Genomic DNA, 25,568 nt, shown 5'->3' with positions numbered 1-25,568 from the left:
TGCTGCGCCCCATTTCGAGCAGCAGCCATCACAGGCCATTGTGGTAACATAGGCAGCGGGTTGATGGGGTCAGACGAAGTTTCAATGGACCGGCAGTCGCCTCTTGCTGCATCAACGGGCAGATTCTCTGAGGAAGGAAGCACAATGATTATCACCAAAAGTGGTTCGCAGCCGTCGGCAAAGGGTCCGTCGGACTGGTTTACGGGAAATGTTCGCGTCGACCCTTTGTTTTCGGCAAACGATGCGCGCCGCGCCGCTTCGGCTTCGGTGACCTTCGAACCCGGTGCAAGAACCGCGTGGCATACTCATCCTCTCGGCCAGACATTGCTGGTGACATCAGGGCGCGGGCGTGTGCAACGCGAGGGCGGCCCGATCATGGAGATCCATCCCGGCGATGTGGTCTGGTTCGAACCTGGTGAAAAACACTGGCACGGTGCCTCGCCGGAAACCGCCATGACACATATCGCCATCCAGGAGCATGTTGACGGAAAGGTCGTCGACTGGCTCGAGCATGTGACGGACGCCCAGTATCTCGGCTGAAACGTCAGCCCGCATCATCAGCGAAAGCCGCATGACGCGGGCGCTTTAAATATGACAGTTTTCCACTAGTTTTGAGGACGCGGTCAGGCTATAGCTTGCCAATCTTCCGCTGTGCTCGAACCTCGTTATGTATCCAGGCGCAATCTCAAAACCCGCATCGATTGAACCGCTCTGATGGCGTGGGATGTTCACGACCTGTTTGGCCGCCATGCAAAGGAGCTGAGGAGTTTTCTGCGCAATCGCGGCATGACGGATGATTCTGCCGCTGATCTGACACAGGACAGTTTTGTGCGGTTGATGACGGCAAAGCCGACGGGCCAGGAGCACAATCCCCGAGCCTATCTCTTCCGGATCGCCCGAAACCTTTTGATCGATCATGGCAGGCGTGAAAGCAGCTCCCCCTTCAGTCATGTGTCGGAGGTGACGGTTCAGGCCGTTGCCGATCCGAAGCCGTCCGCGGAAACGATCGTCTACGACAAACAGCGGCTGGCGCTTTCCGATCAGGCGCTTGCAGAGTTACCCGAGCGAACACGCCGGGCGTTTGAACTCTATCGGCTCGAAGAAATGACCATCGCCGAAGTCGCAGAGAAAATCGGCCTGTCGACGACCAGAACCTGGTCGCTCATTCGGGAAGCCTATCGCCACGTCCGCACACGACTGAAGGATGTGTGACGTTCGTCCCCAGACAGAGAAAATTCCGCCTTCCCGTTCGTTATCCCTCATGTAAAGAAACGATCGTGTCGAAGCGCTGACCAAAGGAAAAACGTCGTTGAGTGATGATGCAACCGACGAAGATCGGCTGTTCGAAGAAGCGGTGGATATACTGATCCGTATCAAGAGCGATCCGGACAATCCGGTGGCGCTTGACGTTGCGACCCGTTGGCTGGGTCGCAGCGATCTGCATCGCCAGATTTTTGCAGAGGCGCTCGAAATTCACGGCATGACAGGCAAGCTTCTGACAGACAAACGTCGAGCGGAACGCAGCCATGCCTATTCGATGTCGCGTCGCACCCTTGTCGTCGGTGGTCTCGTCGGCGCTGGAGCACTGATCGCCGCTGGCTATTCCGCTCCCGGTCTGATCCTTCAGGCGCGCGCCGATGTCATCACTTCGACTGCGGAAATCAAACGCGTGGAACTTGCCGATGGCAGCATTGCGACGCTTGGGCCAGACAGTGCCATAGCCTCCCGCATCAACAGCACACGACGCGATGTCGAACTGATCCAGGGCATGGCATTTTTTGAAGTCGCCAGAGACAGCGCACGTCCATTTGCCGTTCAGATGGACACCATGATCGCCACGGCACTCGGCACCGCCTTCGATATCAGCGAAGACGGCGGCCAGCTCAATCTTTCGGTGAGCCACGGGATTGTTCGGGCCGACCTGCCGCCAGAGATCAAACGGCCAGCCATGACCTTGAATGCCGGAGACTGGCTTAGCCTTTCGACATCTGACGGAACGGTCTCCACCGGCACACGCGATGTCGGCCAGATTGGCAGTTGGCGTGACGGCATGATCGTTGTCGAAAAAGAGAAGATCGCCACCGTTGTGACAAGGATCGCCCGTTGGAAACGTGGCCGGGTTCTTATTGCGGACCCGGGCCTGGGAACCCAGCCGGTCAGCGGTGTCTATGACCTCAGAAACCCGCATCTGGCGCTCGAAGCCGTGGTCCAGCCCTATGGCGGCAAGGTCAGGGAATTGACCCCTTATCTCACCATAATTTCGGCCTTCTAAAAAAACTTGAGAAAAAAGAGAAAATTTTGCGGCCCCTTCCGTTTTCTCTATCGGGGCGACGATGAAAAAGCTTCATCGCGCCTTGAAACTGCGTATTTTGAAGGGGCACCTATGGGACTTTGGGGCAAATTGGATGTCGATTACAGGCATCGAGGTCGAGTTTCGGCAGTAACGCTGCTGTTGTCGTCGGTTGCGGCAATCGTGACGATGACAGCGGAAAAACCTGCCATCGCGCAGACCGCTGAAACGACCTACTCAATCGCACCCGGACCATTGAACCAGGCTCTGGCTGCCTTTGGTCGCCAGTCCGGCATTCAGGTCTCCTATGTCCCATCGAATGCAACAGCCAAACAGTCTCCCGGTGTCAGCGGGCGCCTGTCGGCCGATACAGCCATCGCGCGTATCCTTTCAGGTTCCGGCCTGAGCTATCGCTTCACCAATTCCAGAACAATTGTCATTTCGCCTGCAGGTGCCGGCACGGCAGATGCAGGGGGCGCCTCCACGAACCTTGCGCCGATCGTCGTATCCGGAGAGAGTGCCTTCGGCCCGGTCGACGGCTATGTGGCAAGAAATGCCTCGTCGGCGATGAAGGGTGACATCTCGATCCTCGAAACGCCACAGGCGGTGTCCGTTGTGACCGCCGACCGCATCGAGGATCAGGCGGCACAGAGCGTCAACGAGGCGCTTCGCTATACCGCAGGTGTCCGATCGGAAACGAGCGGCTCGCAAATGATGGACAATCCGCTCTATCTCCGCGGTTTCCAGCAGAGCAGTCTAGAAATGTATCAGGACGGTCTAAGGTCCGTCACCCCGGGCTATTTCGGCTTCTTCGCTGTCGAACCGTATGGTCTTGAACGTGTCGAGGTTCTCAAGGGGCCTTCTTCCGTTCTTTATGGTCAGCAGGCTCCGGGCGGATTGATCAATGTGGTCTCCAAACGGCCGACAGAAAACCCGGTCAATGAAGTCGAAGCAACGGTCGGCAGCTTCGATCATTATCAAGGCGGTTTCGATGTTGGCGGCACGACGGAAGACAAAAACATCATGTATCGCATGGTCGGCATGGTGCGTGAGGCCGATACGCAGGTCGACTACGTTGAAAACAATCGCCGCTACTTTGCGCCGAGTATCACCTGGGCGCCAAATGAAGACACCAAGCTGACCGTTCTCGGCTCCTATCAGCGCAACGAGGGCGATTTCTACGCGCAGGTTCCGGCCGCCGCCGTTCTCTTGCCGAATCCGAACGGCCACATCCCGTTCAGCCGCTTTCTCGGTGAACCGGATTGGGAATATGAAACATCCGAACGAACAGCGGTCGGCTACGAGTTCGAACATCGCTTCAACGATACCGTGAAGTTCGAGCAGAATTTTCGCTACACGCATCTGTCCAACCATCGCCAGTACCTGCAGGCCAGCGGCGCGCTGGTGGGCAACCGGCTGCTCAACCGCACCTATAACCTGCGTGACATTGAAAACGACGGCATTGCCGTCGACAGTCGCTTCCGGTTCGATTTCGACACCGGTCCGATCGAACACAAGGCGATCGTCGGTCTGGATTATCTCTGGGGCACATCGCGCTGGCTGGAGCAGCGCGGCACTGCGAGCGCAATCGATATCTACAACCCTGTTTACGGGTCGCCGGTTAACACCAACGTCTATTCGACCAAGTCACTGTCGGACATCGACGCGTCCCAGGCAGGTCTGTACGTTCAGGATCAACTCAAGCTCGACAATCTCATTCTGACACTCGGTATGCGGCAGGACTGGGCGTGGCGCGATACGGAAAACCTCACCTCCGGAACGTTGACCAAGCAGAACGATCATGCCTTCACCAAAAAGGCCGGTCTGACGTACCTGTTTGACGGCGGCATTGCGCCCTATGCCAGCTACTCCGAGTCCTTCAACCCTGTCGTCGGCACCGACAGCGTCGGCAATGTGTTCGTTCCCGAAACGGCCCAGCAATGGGAAGTCGGCGTCAAATATCAGCCGGATAGCTTTGATGGCATGTTCACCTTGAGCGCCTTCGATCTCGCACGCCAGAACGTCCAGACCTACGACCCGGCTGATCCGCGCTATACCCTGCAAACGGGTGAAATCCGCGCCCGTGGTCTGGAGTTCGAAGCCGTTTCCAATCTTGATAACGGCATCAGCCTCGCGGCTGCCTATACCTATACGGATGCCGAGATCACAGAAACAAAAACGGCGAGTCAGCTCGGAAATACGCCTTATCGTATTCCCCGCCATGCGGCGTCGCTCTGGGTGAATTACGAGTTGCAGCAGGAAGCGTTGGAAGGTCTGAGTGTTGGTGCCGGTGTGCGCTATATCGGCGAGACCTGGGGCAATGACGACAACACCTTCAAGGTGCCGGGATTCACACTCGTCGACCTCGCACTCCGCTATGATTTCGGCAAGAAATTCCCGGAAGCCAAGGGGTTGAGCGCCTCGATAAACGTCAGCAACCTGTTCGACAAGTATTACGTGCCCGGATGCTTCACCTATAACGGCTGCAACTATGGTTCGCAGAGAACCATCTTCGGCAAGCTCAGCTACCAGTGGTAAGACCCCAATATCATCTGCAGAATCGTATTTGCCGCCGCACCGTCATTTTCGGTGCGGCGGCATTTGCCTTGCAGGCCAGATCGATAAAGGCGGCCCCGTCCCTCAAACCCTATGTCGCGTCAATCGACTGGGCCGCGGCCGAGACGCTGATTGCAATTGGTATAGAGCCTGCAGCAATCGCCGATCTTTCGGGGTTTCGGGCAAGCTTCAGTCATCTGCCTGCAATGAACGATGTGATCGATCTGGGGTCAACCTGGGAACCGAACCTGGAGCTGCTTGATCGATTGAAACCCGATGCAATCTATCTGCCGTCATGGAGCGCAATCTCCCGCCCGCAGCTTGCGAAGATCGCACCGGTTCGTCTTTGCGACATCCATGGCAGCGGTGGCGACCCGATCGAAAGGGCGCGGATTTTTGCCACTGACGTCCTGAGGGATTTTCCTGATGCACCAGGACAAGGCAATATTCAACAACTTGAACAGCGGTTGACCGGGGTGGCCGGAGCAGCAAAATCGCGACGCGTTTTTCTTCTCAATCTGCGAAGCAACAACCGCTTCGTGAATGTCTACGCGACCGGCAGTCTGCCTGGCAGCGCCTTGACACATGTTGGTTTGGAAAATGCCTGGCAGGGACCGGTCAACGGCTTTGGTTTCACATCGATCGGTGTCGAAAAACTGCTGCAGACACCGGATGCATCGGTCGTGATCTTGAACCAGAACGACAGGACAACGGAAATGCTGTCGAGGCTGGACGATAATATTCTCTGGCGTTCGATCCCGGCCGTTCGCAGCGGAAAGGTCCATATTTCGCCTCCCGTCTCGGTCTTCGGCGGCCTCGTGTCGGCGACAAACTTTGCGGAGTGGCTTGCCACGACATTCGACAGGGCCGCGTGACATGGCGAAAGCAAGAGGTCACAGCATCAACCATTACGTCCTACCTTTGTGCGCCCTGCTGGTCGGTCTATTGGGCGCGTTGCTGGCGGCAGACAATCTGCAGCGTGTTCTGCCAGTTTCCGATTGGACAGCAGCCCTGACAACGCCGCCGTCAGGATCAATCGAAGCACTGCTGTTTGTCTTTGCGGCGCTGCCGCGTCTCGCCGTTGCCTTCCTCTGCGGCGCAGCCCTTTCCCTCTCCGGCCTGCTGTTCCAGCAATCCCTTCGCAATGGCTTGGCGGAACCGACGACGCTTGGAACATCGGCGGGTGCTCAGACCAGCCTGCTCCTAGCGTTGGTCTTTGCACCGGGTCTGCTGGATGTCGGCCAGGCGCCGATTGCCATCGCCGGCGCCGCCATCGCGACCGCCGCCGTGTTCGCTATCTCGGCCGGCGCTGGCCGTTCGCCAATCTCCATCATTCTCGCCGGGCTCGTCGTCAATCTGACGCTTGGAACGATCTGCGCTATCATCGTGCTTCTCTACCCGGAGCGCAGCGAAGATCTCGCACAATGGCAGACCGGCAGGCTGGAGCAGACAAGCTGGGGACCAGCATTCGGCCTGATGTTTTGTCTGCTGCTCGCATGGGCGATTGCAGCATTGTTTTGTCGTGCCCTTCGCCTCCTCGAGATGGATGACACCGTCGTCACTTCGCTTGGCATGAAACCGGCGTGGCTGCGTGGCCTTTCCCTTACCATTGCCATCGTCGTCGCAGGATCGGTGGTCGCCACTGTCGGTACCATCGGTTTCGTCGGTCTCGCTGTCCCGGCTCTTGCCCGTGCGCTGGGTGCACGCGATCTGCGATCGCTTATCATCTGGGCACCGCTGCTCGGTGGTCTGCTCGTCGTTTTGGCAGATCAGATCGTGCAACTGCCTGCCATTGCGAATGGCCAGCTTCCGACCGGCACCTTCGTTTCTCTTCTCGGAGCACCCGTCCTGCTTGTGCTTCTGTCGCGAGCCAGATCCGGCGCCATCCGGTCGCAAACCCAGCAGATGACATCTCACCTTATCCGGCTTATGCCGAACCATCTGGCGGGTTGTGCCGTCGTCCTCTCTGCCCTCGTTATCATCACGCTTGCCGTCGGCCATGGTCCGGCGGGTTGGGAGTGGAGTACCGACGTCAACCTGATTGCGCGTTGGCGCCTCATGCGCGTCGTCGGCGCCGTCTCCGCAGGTGTTCTCTTGGGCATCAGCGGCGTGCTTGTTCAACGTGTCACGGCCAATCCCATGGCAAGTCCCGAGGTCATGGGCATATCGGCCGGCGCAACGCTTGGCGCTATCGCACTGCTCTTCGTTTCGACTTCCTACACGCCCGGCGATCTGCTCATCGCCTGTGCCACCGGCTCGCTGCTGGTGACAGCCGCAATCATCATCCTGGGCAGACGCGCAAATTTCGCACCTGACAGGATCATTCTGATCGGCGTCGCTCTGTCGGCGATTGTCGGAGCCATCGGCGCGTTTGTCGTGGCCGTCGGGGGGCCTGCGCGAGGGCTTCTTCTCACATGGTTTTCCGGCTCCACCTACCGTGTCACCACCGATCAGGCGATAACAGTGGCGATCTTGGCCGCCCTGGCCCTGCTCGTTGTTCCGCTGCTTAACCGTCCGCTTGAACTGCTCGGACTTGGTGAAGACAGCGCCCGATCGCTCGGACTGCGGATTTCACGCACACGTGGTGCGATCATTCTCTACAGCGCCATTGCCACCGCCGGTGCAACCATCATTGTTGGACCTGCAAGTTTCGTTGGACTGCTGGCGCCGCATATGGTGCGCCAGTTTGGCATAACCCGCACGCTGCCGCAGATTTTTGCCGCCGCGCTTGCCGGAGGTGTTCTGATGCTGACAGCGGATTGGCTCGGGAGAACACTGATCTTCCCATGGCAAATGCCGGCCGGTCTTCTGACCGCGCTGATCGGCGGTCCCGTGTTTCTCTATACGATGCGCCAACGCGGCTGAACGTCCCGGATCAGACCAATCAGTTCAATAGGGGCATGATGTTTTCCGCCGCCTCTTTCAGCAGCGGCAGAACATCATCCGTCATCTGCTCCAGCGAGATATGTGCAGCCGGAGCGCCGACGTTAAGGGCCGCAATCGTTTCACCGCGCCTGTTCTTCAAAGGCACGGCGATCGATCTCAGGCCCAGTTCGAGTTCCTGATCGATCAAGGCATATCCAAGCTCCCTGACACGACCGAGTTCACTCATGATCGCGTCGGGGTCGACAAGCGTCCGGTCGGTGTTGACCCGCAGATCGGATCTCGCCAGCACATCGCGCGCATCGCTGTCGCTGAGGGCGGCAAGCAACACCCGACCCATCGAAGAACAGTAAGCCGGAAGACGGCTGCCGGGATTAAGGTTGATCGACATGACGCGCCGTTGCGATGCACGGGCGATGTAAAGGATCTGCGTATCATCAAGCACGGATGCGGATGAACTCTGGCCGGTCTTTTCCGCCAGCACGTCAAGATGAGGTTGCAACAGCGTCGGCAAGGGCGTGGCGGACAGATAGGAGTGACCAAGCCGTAGGATGCGAGGCGTCAACGTGAAGAATTTGCCATCATAGTCAGCATATTGGAGCTCGAAGAGGGTCAGCAGCGAGCGTCGCACCGTGGCGCGATCAAGCCCCGTTTTCTTTGCGACATCGGCAATCGACAGGCGCCGGTCGCTCTCGCCGAATGCCTCGATTACACGCAAACCCTTGGCAAAGCCGCTGACGAAATCCGTTTCTTTCACGGCTTAACCCTTTCGTTTTGTGCGGTATATGAACAAATATCAATTAACGCACAAACTTCATTGCCGCAAGCCCTGATGAGTCGTATCTACTGGCGGGAACACAGACAGTTTGTCGACGTAAGATCTAGGGAGGTCGAATGGACAAGAGATCGCAAAGTGCCGCGGAAGCGGTTTCCGCTATCGGCGACGGCGCCGTGGTGATGATCGGCGGCTTCGGCGGTTCCGGCGCACCGATTGAACTCATTCATGCGCTGATCGACAAGCGCCCCAGAAATCTCACCGTCATCAACAACAATGCCGGAAACGGCAGGATCGGCATCGCCGCGATGATCGACGCAGGCATGGTCGCCAAAATGATCTGCTCATTCCCGAAATCGTCCGACCCGCGCGCCTTCACAGACAAGTATCTTGCCGGCGAAATCGAGCTTGAACTGGTACCACAGGGGACACTGGCCGAGCGCATCAGAGCCGGCGGCGCGGGAATTCCGGCCTTTTATACGCCGACTGCCTACGGAACCGAGCTTGCCAACGGCAAGCCGATCGCTGAATTCGATGGTCGCCATTATGTTCAGGAACGCTGGCTGAAGGCCGATTTTGCGATCGTGAAGGCGCATGTCGGCGATACGCACGGCAACCTCACCTACAACAAGGCCGCCCGCAACTTCAATCCGCTGATGTGCATGGCCGCAGCCAGGACGATCGTTCAGGTTTCCAAGATTGTCGAGGCCGGCGGCATCGACCCGGAACAGGTCGTGACACCTGGAATTTTCGTCGACCGCGTCGTCGAAGTGGCGAACCCGCAGCAGGAAGAGGCAATGATCCGCGCCGGGATGCAGTATGAGGGAGGAATTTACGCATGAGCGCCGATACGCTGACGGTCGATGTCCGTGACGACATCAAGCTTTCCAACGCCCAGATTGCCTGGCGCGCCGCCCAGGATATTGAAGACGGCGCCTATGTGAACCTCGGCATCGGTTTTCCGGAAATGGTGGCGCGTTATCAGCCGCCGGGACGTCAGGCCGTGTTTCACACCGAAAACGGCATCCTGAATTTCGGGGAAGCGACGAAGCCCGGTGAGGAAGACTGGGATCTGATCAATGCCGGCAAAAAGGCCGTGACCCTGAAACCGGGTGCCGCGTTCTTTCACCATGCAGACAGCTTCGCGATGGTGCGCGGCGGTCATCTCGACGTGGCCATTCTAGGCGCGCTTCAGGTTGCCGAAAACGGCGACCTTGCCAACTGGCGGGTTGGCTCAAAGGGCGTGCCGGCCGTCGGCGGCGCCATGGATCTGGTTCACGGCGCCAAGCAGGTGTTCGTCATTACCGAACACGTCACCAAGAATGGCGAACCAAAACTCGTTGAAAAATGCACCTTCCCGCTGACCGGCGTTGCCTGCATCACCCGCATCTACACCAGCCACGCCGTCATCGACATCGTGGACGGCCATTTTGTCCTGCGTGAAAAGCTGCCGGGCATAAGTGTCGAAGAACTGCAGGCCATGACGGGTGCCAAGCTCCACATCGATGGCGCCGTGGCCGATCTGACCGTTCCGACACTGTGAATTCATAAAGCGTTCCAGTGTTTGGAAGTCGCATCCGATTCCACACCGGTCCGCTTGAGGAGGATTTTATGACTGACGCATTCATTTGCGATTATATCCGCACCCCGATTGGCCGTTTCGGCGGCTCGCTGTCATCCGTACGTGCCGACGATATGGGCGCGATACCGCTCAAGGCCTTGATGGAACGCAACACGTCTGTCGATTGGGAAGCAGTGGGCGATGTCGTCTATGGCTGCGCCAACCAGGCCGGCGAGGATAACCGCAACGTTGCCCGCATGTCGTTGCTCCTGGCAGGTCTTCCTGTTTCCTTGACTGGTACGACCATCAATCGCCTCTGCGGTTCCGGCATGGACGCCGTCATCACGGCGGCGCGTGCGATCAAGGCAGGCGAAGCCGACTTGATGATAGCAGGCGGTGTGGAAAGCATGAGCCGTGCGCCCTTCGTTATGCCAAAGGCGGAAAGCGCATTTTCCCGCAACGCCGAAATCTACGATACGACGATTGGCTGGCGTTTCGTCAACCCCGCCATGAAGAAGCAATACGGTGTCGATTCCATGCCGGAAACCGGCGACAACGTGGCCATCGACTACCACGTATCACGCGAAGACCAGGACGCCTTTGCCGTGCGTTCACAGGCGAAAGCTGCTGCTGCACAGGCAAATGGCCGGCTGGCTAAGGAAATCACGCCTGTCTTGGTCGCGCAGAGAAAAGGCGACCCAATCGTCGTGTCTGCGGACGAACATCCGCGTTCTACCAGCCTCGAGGCCCTTGCAAAGCTGAAGCCCGTCAATCGGCTGGAAGGCGCCACCGTGACTGCCGGCAATGCCTCTGGTGTCAACGATGGGGCTGCAGCCCTCATCATCGCGTCGGAAGCCGCCGCACGCAAATACGGTCTGACACCGATTGCGCGTATCATGGGCGGGGCCACGGCCGGTGTTGCACCGCGTGTTATGGGATTTGGGCCAGCGCCAGCCACGCACAAACTTTGCGCACGACTTGGCCTCACCCCTTCGCAGTTCGATGTCATCGAACTGAACGAAGCCTTCGCGTCGCAGGGCATTGCTGTGCTCAGAGACCTAGGTCTCTCGGATGAGGCGGAAAACGTCAATCCGAACGGAGGCGCGATCGCACTCGGCCATCCACTGGGGATGTCGGGCGCCCGCATCAGTGGTACTGCCGCCATGGAGCTTTCGCTCGGACACGGCCAATATGCTCTTGCCACCATGTGCATTGGCGTCGGCCAGGGCATCGCCGTCGCACTTCAGCGCGTCTAATCTGGGAGCAAGGCGAGGATCAGCTTAGTGGTCTTCGCCTTTTCAGCGTCTACCGCGATCGTAGTCAGGGACCGTGAACTCGTCGGCATCGGGCGTGAAGAATTTTGTCACGATCTTTTTGACGCCGGGGCTCGCGGCCACTCTCAGCACCGCATGTTGGAGAGCGACACCGAAGCGGGTTTGCGGCTGTAGCATTTTCGGTGCAATTTTTGGCACCCCCTGACCCTTTTCGACATAGGGCCGCATCAGCTCGTCATAGCGATGCAGCGCCGTATCAAGATCTTTGGCGGTCGCCAGTTCTCCGGCAAGAACATAGGCTCCAACAATGGCAAGCGTGGTGCCAATTCCTGAAATCGGGGTTGCACACCATGCGGCATCGCCAGTCAAAACCACGTGGCCGCTCGACCAGCGCTCCATCTTCACCTGGCGAAGAACGTCGAAATAAAGATCATCGGCGGTGTCGAGCCCCTGCAGCACGCGAGGTGCCTCCCAGCCGGCGTCGTGGAAATGCTGTCTCAGGAACTCCTTCTGCTCTTCAGGCGACAGCGCGTCTTCTTCATCTGGCTTTTTCTGCACAACAAGGATAACGCGCGTCGTCCCTTTGTTGTCGGGCCGCAACCATATGCTCCGGCCTTCGCCGGCTGTGTAAATGCGGCAATAGTCAACGTCGCTCTCGCTTTTTGGGATGGTGAAGTAACCCATGATGACATCGAGCCATCGCGGCTCATTCTCCCCCATGAAGAACATTTCCCGAGTTGATGATCCGACGCCTTCGGCAACAATCACCAGATCGTAGTTTTCCTGATTGCCAGATTTGAATGTTACGACAGCACCATCTTTCTGGTCATCGATATCCTCGATACAATCGCCGAAGCGAAACCGGGTATCGTGCCCGCAAGCCTCGAAGAGGATTCTTGCGAGATCGCCGCGCAGAATTTCCAGCTCCGCCGTCGGCCCATCGGGGCCAATTTCATCGACGTCGAATTCGGCAATCGTCTCGTTATTTTCGTTGACGAAGCGGATGCCCTCTTCGCCAGTTCCATTCCTGGCTACCACGTCTTCGAGCCGCATCTTATGGAGCACGTCCCGCCCTGCACCCCGGACATCGATATTCTGGCCGCCATCGCGAAACTGGGGATGGCGCTCCACCACCGTGACGTCAAAGCCCCAATGATTAAGCCACCAGGCCAATGTCGTGCCAGCAACACTGGCGCCCGTAATCAGAACCCGGCGCTTCTGCTGATCCATATCACGCATGCTCACACACTCGCACTGAACTGAAAAAAAGAAGAAGATCCCTGCGCCTATCGGGCCGGGGCTCGGTCGTCATCAAGCAATGAGGAAAAGGGATGTTTGGTTCCTCCTCACGCAGTCAGTCCCAAAGCCATTGCACTTGGAACGATTTGCAGTCGCCGCAATTAATGAAACGCGCTTCACGCGATCGGCGGGCACGCATCCGGGTGCAGAAGAGAGAAATGGCAATGGCAGGCGCTTCAATCAGAAAGGCGGAACCACCAGAGCTGACAGAATTTGCGATTGGCATCGCTCGCGGTGCCGCCGGCGCCCTGCTTTTCGGCATTCCCATGCTCATGACCATGGAGTTGTGGCAGCTTGGATTTTACATCGAGCGTTACAGGTTGTTCGTTCTGCTGCTTTTCAACATTCCGCTCCTGATCATGCTCGCAAGGATGATCGGCTTCGAACGGACGTCCACATGGCGTGAGGCGTATCGCGACGCCATGATCGCCTATGCACTTGGCGTTGTCATGAGTGCTGCAATCCTTGTCTTGCTTGGAGACATCAAGCCAGACATGCCATTTTCGGAAATGCTCGGAAAGATCGCGATCCAGGCTGTACCGGCAAGTATCGGCGCGTTGCTCGGTCGCTCACAGTTCGGAGACAAGTCGGATACGAGCGATGAAGAAGATAAGAACAGCTATGTGGATGAAAACGATCCTGTCGAAGGACAGCTCTCAACTCGCTACAGTCGCGAGCTTTTCCTCATGGCGGTCGGCGCGCTTTTTCTCAACCTGAATGTCGCTCCGACTGAAGAAGTAATCCTCATTTCCTACAGGATGACACCCTGGCATGCTTTCGTCGCCATTCTGATATCGATCGCCATCATGCACGGGTTCGTTTATGCCGTCTCGTTCAGAGGCACCCACGAGATACCGGATGATACACCACGGTGGCACGTCTTTTTCCGCTTCACCCTGCCCGGTTACGTCGTTGCACTGATCGTCAGCCTCTATGTGCTCTGGATATTCGGGCGGCTCGATCACACGGTACCGACGCAGATGCTGATGTCGACTATCGTTCTGTCGTTTCCAGGCGCAATCGGCGCTGCAGCCGCACGTCTCATTCTTTAGCGAGGGCGCATGGCCAGCAAGTCAAAACACCCCGAAGCACAGGAACCTCATTGGATCGAGTGGGCCACCGGTGTACTTTCAGGCCTGGTGGTCGCTAGTATTCTGGCGTGGGTCGGCTACGAGGCACTGACCCAGGATACCAACCCTCCGGATCTTGCCATTCAGGTCGGCCAAGACAGCGTCATTGAATCCGGCCATCGCGTCGAGTTTCAGGTGCTGAACCGTTCTGACCGAACTGCCGCCGCAGTGACTGTCAGGGGCGAAGTCATCGACGCTGGAAACGTATTGGAAAGCGTTGAGGTCATCCTCGACTATGTCCCTGCCCATTCAACAGCGGGCGGCGCTTTCATCTTCATAACCGACACGACCAATCGTGAAATCCGCATCAAGCCGCGCGGCTATGCCGACCCGTAAACACCAGTGCGTGAATGAAGATCTGTTGAGCTGATCGGGCCGCAGCGGGGGAACGAATCACCAGCCGCTTCGTTTAGCGTTATTGTCCGTATCGGGAGTCACGGAGATGGCGGCACCGCGCGCCAACTGGAAGGGCTATATCAAGTTCGGGGAGGTCACCTGTCCGGTGGCACTTTACACTGCAGCATCCTCCTCCGAACGGATCAGCTTCAACATTCTCAACCGAAAGACCGGAAATCGAGTCCGTCGCGAGTTCATCGACAGCGAGACGGGAGATGTCGTCGAACACGACGACCAGGTGAAGGGTTATGAAACCGGCAATGGCCGATATGTCATGCTAGAGCCGGAGGAGATCGCCGCAGCCATTCCCGACAGCGACAAGACACTTGCCATAGACGCGTTCATAGCCTGCACGGAAATCGACGACGTCTATTTCGACAAACCCTATTATCTGGCTCCGCAGAAAATGGGCGAGGAAGCGTTTGCGTTGCTGCGCGACGGCATGAGGGAGGCCAAAGTTGCCGCCATTGCCAGTACCGTACTTTTTCGCCGTCTGCGAACCTTGTTGATCCGTCCCAGCGGCGATGGCCTGATCGGCACCACACTGAACTTCGATTACGAGGTTCGCCCGGCCGAGGACGCTTTCCAAGAAATGACCGACATCAAAATCGACAATGAGATGCTCGATCTTGCTGCTCATATCATTGGAACGAAACGCGGTAGCTTTGACGTCTCGAAATTCGATGACCGTTACGAGGATGCACTAGCCGAACTGGTGAAGGCGAAGATCGAGGGCAAGCCGTTCAAGAAGATTGCTGCTCCAAAAGCATCGAAACCCAGCGACCTTCTGCAGGCGTTGCGAGAGAGCGCGCAGGCCATGAAGGCGTCTACAGCGAAGCGTGAATCTGCCAACACCAATCCAGCGAGGAAGAAAGTTTCCAGCAACAAGATCGCCTCGTCATCATCGCCGCGCCGGAAGGCCGGATGAAACGGAGATTGCCATCATGCCACTTCGTCCCCATTGGAAAGGTTATCTGAAACTATCCCTCGTCACCTGTTCGGTGGAGATGACGCCGGCAACGTCCGACAGCGAAAAGGTGAAATTCCATACGCTCAATCGCGAGACGGGCAACCGCGTTCAAAGCCACTACGTCGATGCCGTCACCGGTAAGGGGGTCCGCGAACAGGACGAGGTGAAAGGGTATCAGCGCGGCGATGATGATTATGTCATGCTTGAGGATGAAGACCTCGAGCACGTCGCACTGGAAAGCACGAAAACGATCGACATTTCGACCTTCACCCCACGTGACGAGATTGACTGGATCTGGTTGGACAAGCCGTATTATCTCACACCCAACGACAAGGTCAGTGAAGAGGCCTTTGCCGTCATTCGCGCCGCCATGGACCAGCAGAAAATGGTCGGTATTTCCCGGCTGGTGCTTGGACGTCGTGAACGGGCGGTCATGCTCGAGCCACGCGGCAAGGGAATTGTACTCTGGACGCTGAGATATGGCGACGAAGTGCGAGAGGCAGGCGACTATTTCGCCGGCTTGGCCGAAACAAAAACCGAAAGGGAAGCGCTTCCGTTAATTCGCAAACTCATCAAGACGCAGACCCGGCACTGGGACGGCAAGATGGTTTCCGATCCGGTTCAGGAAAACCTCCTTGATCTCATCAAGTCCAAGAAAAAGCAGCGTAAGCCGACCGCAGCCAAAAAGCCCACCGAAACGGAGACAGAGAAACCGAGCAACGTGATCAACATCATGGATGCGCTACGCAAATCGGTCGAGGCAGACAATCGTCGATCGAAAAAGACGAAATAGCCGAAGGCCTCTCAAATGCTGCGCCTCAGCTCATTTTTTCCAGACGTTTAATGGCTTCCGCCAGCGAGCGGCCCGATTGATCGTAATCCTTCCACGCCTCGCTCTTGCCGAGCAATGATGGGACCGTCCGTATCGTAAACCGCTTGGGATCAAGATCCGATTTCACCTGCGTCCATGTCAGCGGCATCGAGACCGTAGCACCGGGCCGCGCACGCGGTGACAGAGGAGCAACCGCGGTCGCCATGCGGTCATTGCGCAGATAATCGAGAAAGATACGCCCGTCCCGAAGCTTTTTTGCCATTTTGGTCAGATAGAGGTCGGGTTTCTCCTCGACCATCAACTCACAAACCCGCCGAGCAAAATCCTTTGCCTCATCCCAGTCGGGCGACGCACCTTTTGCGGCCTTCAATGGCGTAACCACATGCAACCCCTTGCCACCGGTCGTCTTGCAGAAACTGACAAGACCAAGCTCATCCAGACGGTCGCGGAAATCGCGCGCCGTCTCGACCACAGTGGAAAAGGCAACGTCGGGGCCTGGATCGAGATCAAAGACCAGACGGCCAGGCAATTCCGGCTCACCCGGATGGCAATTCCAGGGATGAAGTTCGAGTGACGCAACCTGTGCCAGTGCTGCCAGCCCCTCAATCCGGTCGACCTGCAGATAGGGCTTCTTGTCACCGGAGACTTTGACGAGCTCCAGCAGGTTCGACATGCCAGGCATGGCATGGCGCTGGAAGAATTGCTCGCCGCCGATCCCATCAGGCGCCCGGATGACCGAGCAGGGTCTGCCCCTGACGTGACCGATCATCCAATCCCCCACAGCCTCGAAATAGTGAGCCAGATCCTCCTTGGTCACGGGATCGTCTTTATCCGGCCAGAGCACCTTGTCAGGGTTGGAAATGAGGACACCCATGATCTCCACTTTTGCACCCTTTCGGCCTGTGGCCCTTGAAGCAGATTTCTGCACCGGCGCTTCACCGGGTTTCACCGGATCGACCGATGCCGCGACCTCCGTCGTCACCTCACCGGCCGGTTTGTCTTCCCTCAACCCCTTGAATGCAGCCTGACGCACCTGCCCATCCGCCGTCCATCCCGCGAATTCGATTTCGGCAACGCATTCCGGTTTCACCCAATGGATGTCGGTCGTCTTTTTCGGTGCGCCCATCCCGGTAAAGGGCGAACGGGACACCTGCAGCGGCACCAACATTTCCATCAGCATATCAGCTCTGCCAGCGCCGAAACCGGTACCGACACGGCCGACATGGACGAAGTGCTTGTCGCGATGGACACCGACCAGAAGAGATCGAAACCGTCCGTTGGTTGTGGCGTAACCGCCGATGACCACTTCATGACCTGCCCGGCACTTGGATTTTATCCAGCTATCACTTCGACCGGACTGATAAGGCGCATCCGCCTTCTTTGATACAATCCCCTCCAGAGACAGCCGGCATGCCGAGCGAAGGACGGCATCGCCGCCCGTATCGAAATGATCGGCATAACGTATGCGCTGGCCGGCCTTAGCTTCCGCGAGAAGTGCCTCAAGCCGTGATTTTCGCTCCTCAAGCGGCAGATCGCGTAGATCAGCGTCACCGTCGAACAAGAGATCGAAAGCAAAAAAGACCAGATGCTCGGTTTGCCCCTCCGACAAGGCCGCCTGAAGTGCTGAAAAATCCGGTGCGCCGCTGTGATCCAGCGCACAGATTTCGCCATCGACGATAACATCGGGAAGATCGGCGGCATCGCCGGCGATGTGGCTGAAACGTTTTGTCCAGTCGAGCCCCTTGCGCGTTTTGAGCTGAACCTTGCCTGCCTCAACACGCATCTGGATACGGTAACCGTCGAACTTGATTTCATGCAGCCATCCTGTCGAAGATGGTGGCCTCTCCTGAGACTTGCAAAGCTGCGGCGGGACGAAGGCGGGCATCGAGCTTGCAGAAGGTCTTTTTTTTGTGGCCTCGCGCTGTCGTTGCTTTTGCCGCTCTTCCGCCGCGCGCCCTTCGCTGCTGTCCCATACGGCGTCGGCACCGATAACGGCTTCACTCAACATGAATGGCTTTGGCTTCCGACCCGTACCGGCGGCGATCGCCGCCATCTCCCGGCCCGATGCCACCGACGTTTTTTCCCGATTGAGAATTGCGCCACCGTTCCGGCTGACGGATTTATCGTCACGATGCTTTATCAGCAGCCAGTTGGTCCGCTTGCCGCCGTTTCGGTCGTGTTTCATTCGAACAAGCACGAAGCTGCCTTGCAGGCGATCTCCGTTGAGGACGAATTTGAGGTCGCCTTTCTTGAGCGCATCTTCCGGCGACATGTCACCCTCCGGCTCCCAATAACCACGGTCCCACAGCATGACCGTGCCACCGCCATATTCACCTTTCGGGATCGTGCCTTCGAAATCGCCGTAATCGAGCGGATGGTCTTCAACTTCGACCGCCAGACGTTTGTCTGCCGGATCGAGCGAAGGACCGCGCGTCACGGCCCATGACTTGAACACGCCATCAAGCTCAAGGCGAAGATCGTAATGGAGGCGGGTCGCATCGTGTTTCTGTATGACAAAGCGAAGACGCCGCGATGGCTTTATTTCGACCGTTCCGGCGGGCTCTGTCGTCTTCTTGAAATCGCGTTTGCTTTGATAAGTCGAGAGTTTTCCGGACATGACTTCACCGGCCCGGCCCGATCTTCTTTCCCGAAGAACGGGATTTCATCTTCGAGAATTGATGCAGGAGCTTGCGGACCGTTTCCTGTTGTCCGAATTCATCGATCACGGGAACAGGGTCTGACGCAATCGCCTCAAGCACCTCCGATGCGGCACCCGACCGTGCAGCGTCAATAATCGCTTCGCGCGTCTCACGTTCGGCAACGAGTTTCAGATAGAGGACGTGGATGATCGCATCCCGAATGTCGAGATCATCTTGCAGCCGGTCGGTTTTCTTCAGTGGCGTGCCCATTCGGTAAAAAGACGCCAGAGGGTGCGGAAGTTCCAATCAGGCCGCGAAGAATCTTGATTCAAGGCGGAGAGGATGCCGTTTCGCTCTGACTCTCCGACGCACCTGGGAAATCTTAGGGGCGACGGGGATCAGATGATGACCCTGTCCGTCTCGTCTCTCTCAGGAAGACTGCTCTGGCTTCCAGGCCGCGAGCACGCCAAACCCGCTGCAATCGAGGCGCGCTGCATGGCCTCTTTCAGCGAAAGGCCGCGATCAAGCGCCGAGGCAAGGACACCAACGAAACAATCGCCTGCCGCCGTCGTGTCTTTCACATCAATCGACATGGCCGCGACCCGCACCTTGTCGCCAAACGCGACGGCTTCGGCGCCTTCACCGCCAAGTGTACGCAGGACACCGGTACCAAGGCGCGCGGACAGGTCCTCCGCCGATACACCGCAGCCGAGCCAACCCGCCAAAGCCTCGGCTTCGTCTTCATTGACGACGATCAGATCGCACAAAGAGAGAACCTCTTCCGACAAGGGAAATGCCGGTGCGAGGTTGAGGATTGAGGTGGCACTGGAGGCATGCGTGCGGCGGATGAGCTTTTCCACTTCCGCCACATCGTTTTCCATTTGCATGAGCACGACATTCGCCCGCTGCAGCAGGTCGTCCTCCACACAATCGGAAGAAACCGCCAGGTTGGCACCAGCTGCGACCACAATCATATTCCGCCCCTTGGCGTCGATATGGATCGAGGCATTGCCAGTCGGCTCGCGAAGAGTGGCCACACGGCTGATATCCGTTGCCGTTTTGAGGTTCTGCAGGCCGATCTCTGCCAGACCATCCTGGCCGACAGCACCCACCATCACCACCTCCGCCCCGTCGCGGGCTGCAGCAAGCGCCTGATTGGCCCCTTTGCCACCGGCTTCCGTGCGGAAGCGTCTGGCAAGCAGCGTCTGGCCCGGCTGCGGCATGTCCTCGACCTCGTACACGAAGTCGACATTGATTGAGCCGAAGGTGATGATCATGGCATGGTTTCCTTACGCGATCTGAACGAAGTGGCCTTCGCCAGCTTCTTCGTAAGTCCGCTTCGGCGGTACATAATCGGCAGCGCGGAACGGGCTCTTGATCTCGTCATTGGAGATACGGCGTGTCTGCCGACGCGATGGATCTGCAATCGGAACCGCGGCCATCAGACGTTTGGTATATTCGTGCTGCGGGTTTTCGAAAACGGCCTGACGCGGGCCGATCTCGACGATTTCGCCGAGATACATGACGGCGACACGGTGGCTGATGCGCTCGACAACCGCCATGTCATGGCTGATGAACAGGTAGCCGAGACCGTATTTTTCCTGCAGGTCGAGCATCAGATTGATGACCTGAGCCTTGACCGACACGTCGAGCGCAGACACGGATTCGTCGGCAATAAGAAGCTTTGGTTCCAGCGCGAGGGCGCGGGCGATACACACACGCTGACGCTGGCCACCGGAAAACTCGTGCGGGAAACGATCCGCCATCGACGCGGAGAGACCGACACGTTCGAGAAGTTCGCCAACGCGCTGACGCGCCTGCGAGGCTGGCGCCAGACCATGGGTGATGATCGGTTCGGCAATCGCCTGACCGACACGAATGCGCGGATTGAGACTTTCGAACGGGTCCTGAAAGATCATCTGCGCTTCACGACGGATATTGGCGAGATCGGTCTTTCCAGCTTTCAATACGTTCTTGCCGTCGATGTGGACTTCGCCTGAAACCGCATCGGTCAGACGGATGATCGATCGACCGGTCGTCGACTTCCCGCAACCGGATTCGCCGACCAGAGACAGCGTTTCTCCCTGACGCAGTTCCAGCGAAACGCCCTCGACCGCATGAATGCGACCGATGGTCTTGCGCAGGAACCCCTTCTTGATCGGAAAGCGCGTGACGAGGTTATCGACCTTGAGGATCGGCGGCTGGTCGCGCTTGACCGTATCTTCAGTGGGCTTAACCGACTGGATTTCGCCGGTTGCCATGTCGACCTGCGGGAACCGCAACGGACGGTCCTTGCCGGTCATTGAGCCGAGCTGCGGCACGGCCGACAAAAGGGCGCGGGTGTAGGGATGCTTGGCACCCGCGAAGAGATCGTGCGTCGTGCCGGTCTCGACCTGCTCGCCACGATACATCACCACCGTCCGGTCGGAGATTTCCGCAACCACACCCATGTCGTGAGTGATGAAGAGAACAGACATGCCCTCTTCTTCCTGCAACGTCTTGATCAGCTCGAGGATCTGCGCCTGGATGGTCACGTCGAGCGCGGTCGTCGGTTCGTCGGCGATCAGCAACTTGGGATCGCAGGCAAGCGCAATGGCGATGACGACGCGTTGACGCATGCCGCCCGAAAAGTTCATCGGGTATTCGTTGAGACGCGACTTGGCCGAGGGAATGCGGACTTTTTCGAGAAGCCGTACAGCTTCCGCCTGTGCCTGGGCTTCCGACATGCCGCGATGCTGACGCAGCACCTCGGTGATCTGCTCGCCGATCTTCAGCACCGGATTGAGCGACGTCATCGGCTCCTGGAAGATCATGCCGATGCGGTTGCCGCGGATTTTCTGCATGTCGTCGAGCGGGATCGACAGAAGATCCTTGCCCTCGAATTCGATCTTGCCGGTGACGCGCGAGTTGCCTGGCGACAGGAGCCGCATGATAGACATGGCGGTCACGCTCTTGCCGGAGCCGGATTCGCCGACGACCGCAACGGTTTCTTTCGGCGCGATATCGAAGCTGACATCATGCACGACGTTGCGCCACTCACCGCCAACACGGAATGCCGTGTTGAGGTTGGAAATCGAAAGAATAGGTTTGGTCATGATCTTAGCCCTCACGACGCGGATTGAGGATGTCGCGCAGGGAATCGCCGATCAGGTTGATCGCGACGATGAGCAACAGAAGGGCGATGCCCGGGAAGAAGCTGATCCAGTAGTCGCCGGACAGCAGGTATTCGAAGCCATTCGAAATCAGCAGGCCAAGCGAGGGCTCGGTGACCGGCAAGCCGATGCCCAGGAACGAGAGCGTTGCCTCCAGCATGATGGCATAGGCGACGCGCATGGTTGCGACGACGATCAGCGGCGGCAGGCAGTTGGGCAGAATATGCCGGAAAAGGATGCTGCGGTCTGGCAACGCCATCGAACGGGCTGCATCGACGTAAGCCCGCTTGCGCTCAACCAGGGCGGAGCCGCGGATCGTACGGGCATAATAGGCCCACTGCGTGACCACCAGCGCCAGAATGATCTTGTCGACGCCCTGGCCGAGAATGGCGAGGAAGATGAGCGCAATCAGAATGGCCGGGAAGCTGAGCTGAATGTCGACGATACGCATCAGGACCGAGTCCAGCCGGCCGCCGACATAGGCGCTGGTCAGACCGATCGATGCACCGATGACAAGTGCGATCGCCGCACTGGAAAGACCCACGAGAATACTGGTTCGCAAGCCGTAGAGAATGGCACTGAACAGGTCACGGCCCTGCGTGTCGGTACCGATCAGGTAGGTCATACCCGACATGCTTTCCGAACCGGGCGGCAGGCGACCATCGAGAATATCGAGCTGCGCCAGATCATAAGGGTTCTGCGGCGCAATCATCGGAGCAAAGATGGCGGCGAGAATGAACACCGTCACCAGCACGAGACCAAGCAGCGCCAGCTTGTCACGCATCAGCGCGAAAAGAACTTCACGCGATGGCGAACGCGAGGCGGATTTTGCGCCGCTGTTTGCTGCGGCATGGACCGAAACGGTCGAGCTGTTGTTGTCGGTCATCACGAGTTCCCCTCAAGACGGACGCGGGGATCGACGATCGAATAGAGGATGTCGACCAGAAGATTGATGACGCTGAACATCACGACGGTGATCATCAGATAAGCAAGGATGACGGGACGATCGAGAACACCGATGGCGTCGATGATCAGCTTGCCCATGCCCGGCCATGCAAAGATGGTTTCGGTGACAACCGCAAAGGCGATCAGCGAGCCGAGTTCGAGGCCGATGACCGTGATCAGCGGGATCAGGGTGTTTTTAAGCACATGCACGGTAACGATGCGGCGTTCCGGCAGGCCCTTGGCGCGGGCAAAACGGACGAAATCGAGCTGCATCGTTTCCATCACGCCCGCGCGGGTCAGACGAATAACGAGCGAAATCTTGAAGAGCGCCAGATTGAACGCCGGCAGCAGAAGATGCGACAGGCCATCCCAGGTGAACATCGACAGCGGGACGCCAAGCACATTGACGGTGTCGCCGCGACCGGAGGACGGAAGCCAGCCGTAATACACGCTGAACAGCATAATCATCACAAGACCAATCCAGAAGGTCGGCAAGCTGAAACCGAGGATGGAGAAAGTCATGATCGATTTGGAGATGAAGCCTTTCGGCTTCAGGCCGGCGTAAACACCCAGCGGAATACCGATCACCAGCGCCATGGCGAGCGCCACAAAAGCAAGCTCGAGTGTCGCAGGCATGCGGTTCATGATCAGTGTCAGCGCTGGCTGGTTGAACACGAAGGAGTTGCCGAGATCGCCCGAAAGGGCGTTGCTGAGGAAGATCCAGTATTGTTCCCAGACAGATTTATCGAGACCAAAGGACTGGATGACCTGCAGGCGCTCGGCCGGTGTCGCAGTCGGGCTCAACAGCACGTCGACAGGGTTGCCGACGAGATAGAGGCCGGCAAAAACCAAGACCGACATGACAAACAGTGTGAGTATGGTCTGGAGCGACCGGCTTAAGAGATATCCGCTCATGCGTGTGAGCCTCCCAGGGTTCGTCTGTCGAGCGCGTCGTCGCCATGGCGGGCGATGCGCTCGATCAGCAATTCGATGAACCCGGCTTCGTCGACATCGGTGACGACAGTGGCATTGGCCGGCCGGTCCATCTTCTTGTAGAAATCGGCATAGGTATAACCCATTGTCAGGCCCGTGACCTGAACGCCGACAAAAGCCTCGCGGCTGGTGAACAGTTCAGGCCGGATCAACCAGGCGATCGTCGTCGCATCATGGATCGGTCCGCCCGGACGACCAAAGCGTTTTTCATCGCTGCGATCGAAGGTGGAGAAGAGATTGTAAAGCGCAGCACCCGCTTCCCCACCCGCGCAAAAGCGCTGGAAATGGTCGGCGGTGAAAAGCGCCTGAAATGTCATGTCGAGCGGCATCAGCACGATGGGTACGCCGGACTGGAAGACGATTTCCGCCGCATGCGGGTCGGCGTAGATGTTGAATTCTGCCCAGGGCGTGCGGTGCCCGAGAGCCGTGAACGCACCACCCATTGAAACGATCTGGCGAATGCCACGGGCAACATCCGGATGCTGGATCAACGCCAGCGCCACATTGGTCATAGGTCCGATGGCACAGATGGTGATCTGTTCGCCTGCAGCTGCGGCAGCACGCGCCGATCGCACGATGAACTGAACAGCACCTTCTTGCGCCGGCACGATATCGCCAGCCTTGACCAGCGTATCGTCAAAGGAGCCGATCAGGGCATATTTGCCGTAAACCTGCTCACGTACCAGAGGTCCACTCGCACCGGCATGAACCGGCACGTCGCGGCGACCACTGAGCCCAACAAGCTTGCAGGCATTCGTCACGGTGTCGCCGAGCGGCACGTTGCCAGCCACGATCGACAGGCCGAGCACCTCGATTTCAGGCGAGGCAAGCGCCATCAGGATGGCGGCGGCATCGTCCACGCCCGGGTCCGCATCGATGATGACCTTGTGGATACTCATGCCATGGCCTTTTCGGCATAACGCGACAGGCGCTCAAGGAAGAAGGCAATCACGCCTTCCGCATCGACCTTCGTGACGATGTCGGCATTCGGTTCGAGGCCGCTCTTACCGTACCAGTCGGCAATCGTCTGACCCATGCAGAGTTCGCTTTCATATTCGACGAAAACACGGGCTTTCTCAGTTTCGAACAGATGTGGCGCAAGGATATAGGCCATGACCAGGGGATCATGCAGCGGCCCCCCGCGCGAACCATAACGACGCACATCGTTGCGATCCCAAAATGCCATCAACTCGGCCAGTGTTTCGGAGATGCGGCCGCTGACACGCGAAAACTCGGCGACATGCTCTGGCTTCAGCATGACCTGATGCGTGGCATCAAGCGACAAGGCAACCAGTGGAATGCCAGTCGAAAACACGACATGAGCGGCATGCGGATCGGCCAGAACGTTGAATTCCGAGGTCATTGTGCGGTTACCCGGCTCGCGATAGGCACCACCCATCATCACGATGCGTTCGATGCCTTCGGCGATCTGCGGTTTCATGCGCAGGGCGACCGCGACGTTGGTCAGCGGCCCCAGGCAGCAGAGCGTGATACGCTCGCCCTGCTCTGCGGCCTTGGACAGCGCATCAATCAGGAAATCGACGGCAGACGTTTCTTCGGCCTTTTTCACCGGTTCCGGCAACACGGTGTTGCCAAGTCCGGTCTTGCCATGAAACTGCCCATGGATCGGCTCACGCAGCATGGGCCGGAAGCAACCGGCGTAAACCGGAATATCGATACGGTTGCCAAGTTCGCAAACCTGCAACGCATTGCGCACCGTGCGCTCGAGCGGCTGGTTGCCACAGACCGGTGTGATGCCCAGAATTTTGAGTTCCGGCGACACAAATGCGGTCAACAGGGCAATCGTGTCATCGATACCGGGATCACAATCGACGATGATCGAAATCGGCTTCATTCTCAATGCCTTCAATGT

Annotated in this window: 23 protein-coding genes; 13 read left to right on the top strand and 10 right to left on the bottom strand. The window is 58.0% G+C overall.

Going from position 1 to position 25,568, the window contains the following annotated elements:
- The first annotated feature begins 144 nt into the window (after positions 1–144).
- From HWX89_RS15355 to fhuB, 6 genes are all read left to right on the top strand, one after another.
- Positions 145–540, top strand: coding sequence for a (R)-mandelonitrile lyase (locus tag HWX89_RS15355; RefSeq protein WP_138794117.1), 396 nt, complete (start codon positions 145–147; stop codon positions 538–540).
- A 174-nt stretch (positions 541–714) separates the two neighbouring features.
- Positions 715–1,212 (top strand): RNA polymerase sigma factor, encoded by a 498-nt coding sequence (locus HWX89_RS15350; protein ID WP_138794116.1) that lies wholly within the window; start codon positions 715–717, stop codon positions 1,210–1,212.
- A 97-nt stretch (positions 1,213–1,309) separates the two neighbouring features.
- Positions 1,310–2,272 (top strand): FecR family protein, encoded by a 963-nt coding sequence (locus HWX89_RS15345; protein WP_138794115.1) that lies wholly within the window; start codon positions 1,310–1,312, stop codon positions 2,270–2,272.
- Positions 2,273–2,383: 111 nt separating this feature from the next.
- Complete coding sequence (locus HWX89_RS15340) at positions 2,384–4,828, top strand: TonB-dependent siderophore receptor (protein ID WP_138794114.1); 2,445 nt, start codon at positions 2,384–2,386, stop codon at positions 4,826–4,828.
- 68 nt (positions 4,829–4,896) lie between these two features.
- Positions 4,897–5,721, top strand: coding sequence for an ABC transporter substrate-binding protein (locus HWX89_RS15335; RefSeq protein ID WP_178340783.1), 825 nt, complete (start codon positions 4,897–4,899; stop codon positions 5,719–5,721).
- A gap of 1 nt (position 5,722) precedes the next feature.
- Positions 5,723–7,711 carry a Fe(3+)-hydroxamate ABC transporter permease FhuB gene (gene fhuB, locus HWX89_RS15330; protein WP_138794112.1) on the top strand — a complete coding sequence of 663 codons (1,989 nt, stop codon included), beginning with the start codon at positions 5,723–5,725 and terminating at the stop codon, positions 7,709–7,711.
- Between the two features lie 19 nt (positions 7,712–7,730).
- Here fhuB and HWX89_RS15325 read toward each other — a convergent pair whose 3' ends face one another.
- On the bottom strand, positions 7,731–8,486 hold the full coding sequence (locus HWX89_RS15325; protein WP_138794111.1) for an IclR family transcriptional regulator: 756 nt from the start codon (positions 8,484–8,486) through the stop codon (positions 7,731–7,733).
- 137 nt (positions 8,487–8,623) lie between these two features.
- Here HWX89_RS15325 and HWX89_RS15320 point away from each other — a divergent pair, with 137 nt between their 5' ends.
- The 3 genes from HWX89_RS15320 (at position 8,624) to pcaF (ending at position 11,321) form a co-directional block, all read left to right on the top strand.
- Positions 8,624–9,346, top strand: a complete 723-nt coding sequence (locus HWX89_RS15320; RefSeq protein ID WP_138794110.1) for a 3-oxoacid CoA-transferase subunit A — start codon at positions 8,624–8,626, stop codon at positions 9,344–9,346.
- Positions 9,343–10,047, top strand: coding sequence for a CoA transferase subunit B (locus tag HWX89_RS15315; protein WP_138794109.1), 705 nt, complete (start codon positions 9,343–9,345; stop codon positions 10,045–10,047). Before HWX89_RS15320 ends, HWX89_RS15315 begins: the two co-directional genes overlap by 4 nt.
- A gap of 68 nt (positions 10,048–10,115) precedes the next feature.
- Complete coding sequence (gene pcaF, locus HWX89_RS15310; protein ID WP_138794108.1) at positions 10,116–11,321, top strand: 3-oxoadipyl-CoA thiolase; 1,206 nt, start codon at positions 10,116–10,118, stop codon at positions 11,319–11,321.
- A 42-nt stretch (positions 11,322–11,363) separates the two neighbouring features.
- Here pcaF and HWX89_RS15305 read toward each other — a convergent pair whose 3' ends face one another.
- Entirely contained in the window at positions 11,364–12,578 is a 1,215-nt protein-coding gene (locus tag HWX89_RS15305; protein WP_210271417.1) for an FAD-dependent monooxygenase, read from the bottom strand.
- Between the two features lie 224 nt (positions 12,579–12,802).
- Here HWX89_RS15305 and HWX89_RS15300 point away from each other — a divergent pair, with 224 nt between their 5' ends.
- From HWX89_RS15300 to ku (HWX89_RS15285), 4 genes are all read left to right on the top strand, one after another.
- On the top strand, positions 12,803–13,690 hold the full coding sequence (locus HWX89_RS15300; RefSeq protein ID WP_502707601.1) for a TIGR02587 family membrane protein: 888 nt from the start codon (positions 12,803–12,805) through the stop codon (positions 13,688–13,690).
- Between the two features lie 9 nt (positions 13,691–13,699).
- Complete coding sequence (locus HWX89_RS15295; RefSeq protein ID WP_138794106.1) at positions 13,700–14,104, top strand: hypothetical protein; 405 nt, start codon at positions 13,700–13,702, stop codon at positions 14,102–14,104.
- A gap of 106 nt (positions 14,105–14,210) precedes the next feature.
- A complete protein-coding gene (gene ku, locus HWX89_RS15290) occupies positions 14,211–15,092 on the top strand; it encodes a non-homologous end joining protein Ku (RefSeq protein WP_138794105.1) in 882 nt (293 codons plus the stop codon).
- 16 nt (positions 15,093–15,108) lie between these two features.
- A complete protein-coding gene (gene ku / locus HWX89_RS15285; protein ID WP_138794104.1) occupies positions 15,109–15,927 on the top strand; it encodes a non-homologous end joining protein Ku in 819 nt (272 codons plus the stop codon).
- Between the two features lie 25 nt (positions 15,928–15,952).
- Here ku (HWX89_RS15285) and ligD read toward each other — a convergent pair whose 3' ends face one another.
- From ligD to HWX89_RS15245, 8 genes are all read right to left on the bottom strand, one after another.
- Positions 15,953–18,583 carry a DNA ligase D gene (ligD, locus tag HWX89_RS15280; RefSeq protein ID WP_138794103.1) on the bottom strand — a complete coding sequence of 877 codons (2,631 nt, stop codon included), beginning with the start codon at positions 18,581–18,583 and terminating at the stop codon, positions 15,953–15,955.
- Between the two features lie 4 nt (positions 18,584–18,587).
- A complete protein-coding gene (locus HWX89_RS15275) occupies positions 18,588–18,875 on the bottom strand; it encodes a hypothetical protein (protein ID WP_138794102.1) in 288 nt (95 codons plus the stop codon).
- A gap of 128 nt (positions 18,876–19,003) precedes the next feature.
- Positions 19,004–19,882 (bottom strand): ribokinase, encoded by an 879-nt coding sequence (locus HWX89_RS15270; protein WP_138794101.1) that lies wholly within the window; start codon positions 19,880–19,882, stop codon positions 19,004–19,006.
- A gap of 12 nt (positions 19,883–19,894) precedes the next feature.
- Positions 19,895–21,700 carry an ABC transporter ATP-binding protein gene (locus HWX89_RS15265; RefSeq protein ID WP_138794100.1) on the bottom strand — a complete coding sequence of 602 codons (1,806 nt, stop codon included), beginning with the start codon at positions 21,698–21,700 and terminating at the stop codon, positions 19,895–19,897.
- Between the two features lie 4 nt (positions 21,701–21,704).
- On the bottom strand, positions 21,705–22,643 hold the full coding sequence (locus tag HWX89_RS15260; RefSeq protein WP_138794099.1) for an ABC transporter permease: 939 nt from the start codon (positions 22,641–22,643) through the stop codon (positions 21,705–21,707).
- The gene (locus HWX89_RS15255; protein ID WP_138794098.1) at positions 22,643–23,617 is read right to left on the bottom strand and encodes an ABC transporter permease; all 975 of its coding nucleotides are present in this window, start codon (positions 23,615–23,617) and stop codon (positions 22,643–22,645) included. Before HWX89_RS15255 ends, HWX89_RS15260 begins: the two co-directional genes overlap by 1 nt.
- Positions 23,614–24,594 (bottom strand): nucleoside hydrolase, encoded by a 981-nt coding sequence (locus HWX89_RS15250; protein ID WP_138794097.1) that lies wholly within the window; start codon positions 24,592–24,594, stop codon positions 23,614–23,616. Before HWX89_RS15250 ends, HWX89_RS15255 begins: the two co-directional genes overlap by 4 nt.
- A complete protein-coding gene (locus HWX89_RS15245; RefSeq protein WP_138794096.1) occupies positions 24,591–25,550 on the bottom strand; it encodes a nucleoside hydrolase in 960 nt (319 codons plus the stop codon). The genes HWX89_RS15250 and HWX89_RS15245 overlap by 4 nt, the downstream gene beginning before the upstream one ends.
- Positions 25,551–25,568 lie beyond the last annotated feature (18 nt).

Source organism: Rhizobium sp. RM, assembly GCF_013390595.1.
Lineage (GTDB): Bacteria > Pseudomonadota > Alphaproteobacteria > Rhizobiales > Rhizobiaceae > Agrobacterium.
The sequence above is the reverse complement of the archived record's forward strand: the minus strand, read 5'-3'. Positions and strand labels throughout refer to the sequence as shown.